The following is a 2,560-nucleotide window of genomic DNA, read 5'->3' as shown; positions in this document are numbered from 1 at the left end:
CAGCGATCTCAAAGGCTCTGCTCTGCACGTTCGTCGTCGGCTCCACAGTGCCATTATCTCGTTTTCCCTGCGCGGGACAATCAGGTGATCTTCCCTGCGCGGGACAATCAGGTGATCTTCCCTGCGCGGGACAATCAGACGATTGCGACAGCACCGCTGAGAGGGACTGAAGCGAGCGCTGCTCCGCGCAGCCGCACACCCATAGTCCGCTGCTGTGTCGTGCCGGCTGGCACTGAAGAGATCATCGACTAGATTCAAGGATGTGGCGAATCTGGTGTCCCTGACCGCCTGGTTCATGAACCGTTCACAGGGCATCGATAGCGTGACCGCTCGGACCTGATAAGGAGAAGCATGCATCCCCATCAGCGTGAGAACCTGCGCGAATACATCGACAAGCTGCGCCTTGAGGGGTACACGGTGCTTGACGGTCATACTGCCGATCCGGACCTCATCGATCCCGGTGGCAAGGCCGTGGAGACGTGGCGTGAGGACTACCCTTATCCAGAGCGACTGGATCGCGAATCCTACGAACTCGAGAAGTACCGGCTGCAGATCGAGTTGCTCAAGTTCCAGTACTGGGGCCAGGACAACGACCTGAGGCACGTGATTCTCTTCGAAGGTCGGGATGCCGCAGGCAAAGGCGGGACGATCAAACGCTTCACCGAACACCTGAATCCTCGGTTAGCCCGTGTGGTTGCGCTCAACAAGCCGTCCAACGTGGAAACCGGACAGTGGTACTTCCAGCGGTACGTGCAGCACCTACCGACCAGCGGTGAAATCGTGATGTTCGACCGTTCCTGGTACAACCGGGCCAACGTCGAGCGGGTGATGGGGTTCTGCACTGATGAGGAATACGAGATCTTCATGCGGCAGGCGCCGGTGTTCGAGAAAATGCTCATCGAATCGGGAATTCACGTGACCAAGTTCTGGTTCTCGGTCACTCAGCACGAGCAGCGGACTCGTTTCGCGATCCGTCAGATCGATCCTGTGCGGCAGTGGAAGCTCTCGCCCATGGACCTCGAATCGCTGGACAAGTGGGAGGCCTACACAGCCGCGAAGGAGGCCATGTTCCTTCGCACCGACACCGACTTCGCTCCCTGGATCACCATCAAGTCCAATGACAAGAAGCGGGCACGTCTTAACGCGATGCGGTTCTTCCTCAATCAGTTCGAATACGACGGCAAGGATACCAACGTCGTTTATCCCGCCGACGAGAGACTCGTCAAGCGCGGCCGCGAGGCCGTGGGCGACTGATTCTGATCTGAGCACCCCGTGGTGCGAGCAGCTCGCTGAACGGCAGAGTCGGCCATTCAGCGGGACCAGCTGTCGCCTTCTCCACTGCCCGGCGGCAGACTGAACTCAAAGCACAGCACGAGGGTGGTGAGATCTGTTCTGCCGTCGCGATCTGTTCTGCTGTCGCTGCTGGTTCGAGGTCCTGTCGCTTCTGCGGTGCCGTTGTCGGGGCGTTCTGGTCTTCTGATGGTTTCAGAAGGGTGGGATGTCGTGGGGGTTGTTGACGGGTGGGGTCGGGGGTGGTGCTGTGCTGAGCCAGGTTGAACCGTCCTGGGTCTTGTTCCTAGGCTGACCTGTCCTGAGTTTTGTTCCTCTCGGTTGTGAGAATGTGGGCGCACTGACTAGAGAGGAACCCATCTCATGCCGCGCCAGTACTCATCCCAGTTCCGAGCGCGTGCCCTCGCGTTGCTCGACGAAGGACGCAGCGTCACCGAGCTGGCCGCACAGCTCGGGATCGCGCCGGCCACGCTGTATCGTTGGAGCCAGCAAGCGCGGATCGACGCTGGCGAGCGGCCGGGGACGACCAGTGCGGAAGCATCAGAGCTCGCTGACGCCAGACGACGGATCCGGCACCTCGAAGAAGAGCTGCAGGCGACGAAGCTGGCCGCCTCGATGCTCAAGGATCAGGGCATCCGCCCAAAAGGCGATTCCCGGTCGTGAAGGCCCTGACCGGGCAGGGCATCAGCACCAAGACCGCATGCCGCGTGCTGCGGGTGACCGAACGCGGGTACCGGGCCTGGCGGGACCGGCCGTTGAGTCAGCGCGGAATCCGCCACGCGATGCTGACCGAGACGATCGCCAACATCCATCGTGCGTCGCGGGGCTGCTACGGGGTGCGGCGGATCCACGCCGAGCTCGTGCACGGGCTGGGAATCACCGTCGGCCGGGACCAGGTCGCGCTGGTGATGTCCCGGGCCGGGATCCGCGGGTTGGCCGGCACTCGACGCCGTTATGTCAACCGGGAGCAACTGATCACGACGGAAGATCTTGTCAACCGGAAGTTCACCGCATCTAGCCCGGATCAGCTGTGGTGCACCGACATTACGGAGCATCCCACCAGGGAGGGCAAGGTCTACTGCTGTGCGGTCATCGACGTGTACTCCCGCAAGATCGTCGGCTGGGCCATCGACATGCGCCAGACCACAGACCTCGTCCTCAACGCCCTCGACATGGCCATCGAGGCCCGACAACCCGTCGAAACCGTGGTCCACAGCGATCACGGCACGCAGGGTGGATTCAAATGGTCGTCGCAACACCCTGATCTTGG

At 61.4% G+C, this 2,560-nt stretch carries 3 protein-coding genes; all 3 read left to right on the top strand.

The window, feature by feature from the left end:
- Positions 1-351: 351 nt before the first annotated feature.
- On the top strand, positions 352-1,254 hold the full coding sequence (gene ppk2, locus LXN01_RS15355; protein WP_236866607.1) for a polyphosphate kinase 2: 903 nt from the start codon (positions 352-354) through the stop codon (positions 1,252-1,254).
- A 399-nt stretch (positions 1,255-1,653) separates the two neighbouring features.
- Entirely contained in the window at positions 1,654-1,953 is a 300-nt protein-coding gene (locus tag LXN01_RS15350) for a transposase (RefSeq protein ID WP_236866605.1), read from the top strand.
- The coding region (locus LXN01_RS15345; protein WP_236866596.1) for an IS3 family transposase at positions 1,950-2,560 on the top strand (611 nt) is incomplete at its 3' end. The genes LXN01_RS15350 and LXN01_RS15345, both read left to right, overlap by 4 nt.

Source organism: Brevibacterium daeguense, assembly GCF_021729135.1.
Taxonomy (GTDB): Bacteria; Actinomycetota; Actinomycetes; order Actinomycetales; family Brevibacteriaceae; genus Brevibacterium; species Brevibacterium daeguense.
Note: the sequence above shows the minus strand (reverse complement) of the source record. Positions and strands in the feature narration are given on the sequence as shown.

What these genes read in the sequence shown, in the direction of transcription:
- LXN01_RS15350 (WP_236866605.1), top strand. Translation starts at nt 1,654, where the DNA reads ATGCCGCGCCAGTACTCATCCCAGTTCCGAGCGCGTGCCCTCGCGTTG.
- ppk2 (WP_236866607.1), top strand. Translation starts at nt 352, where the DNA reads ATGCATCCCCATCAGCGTGAGAACCTGCGCGAATACATCGACAAGCTG.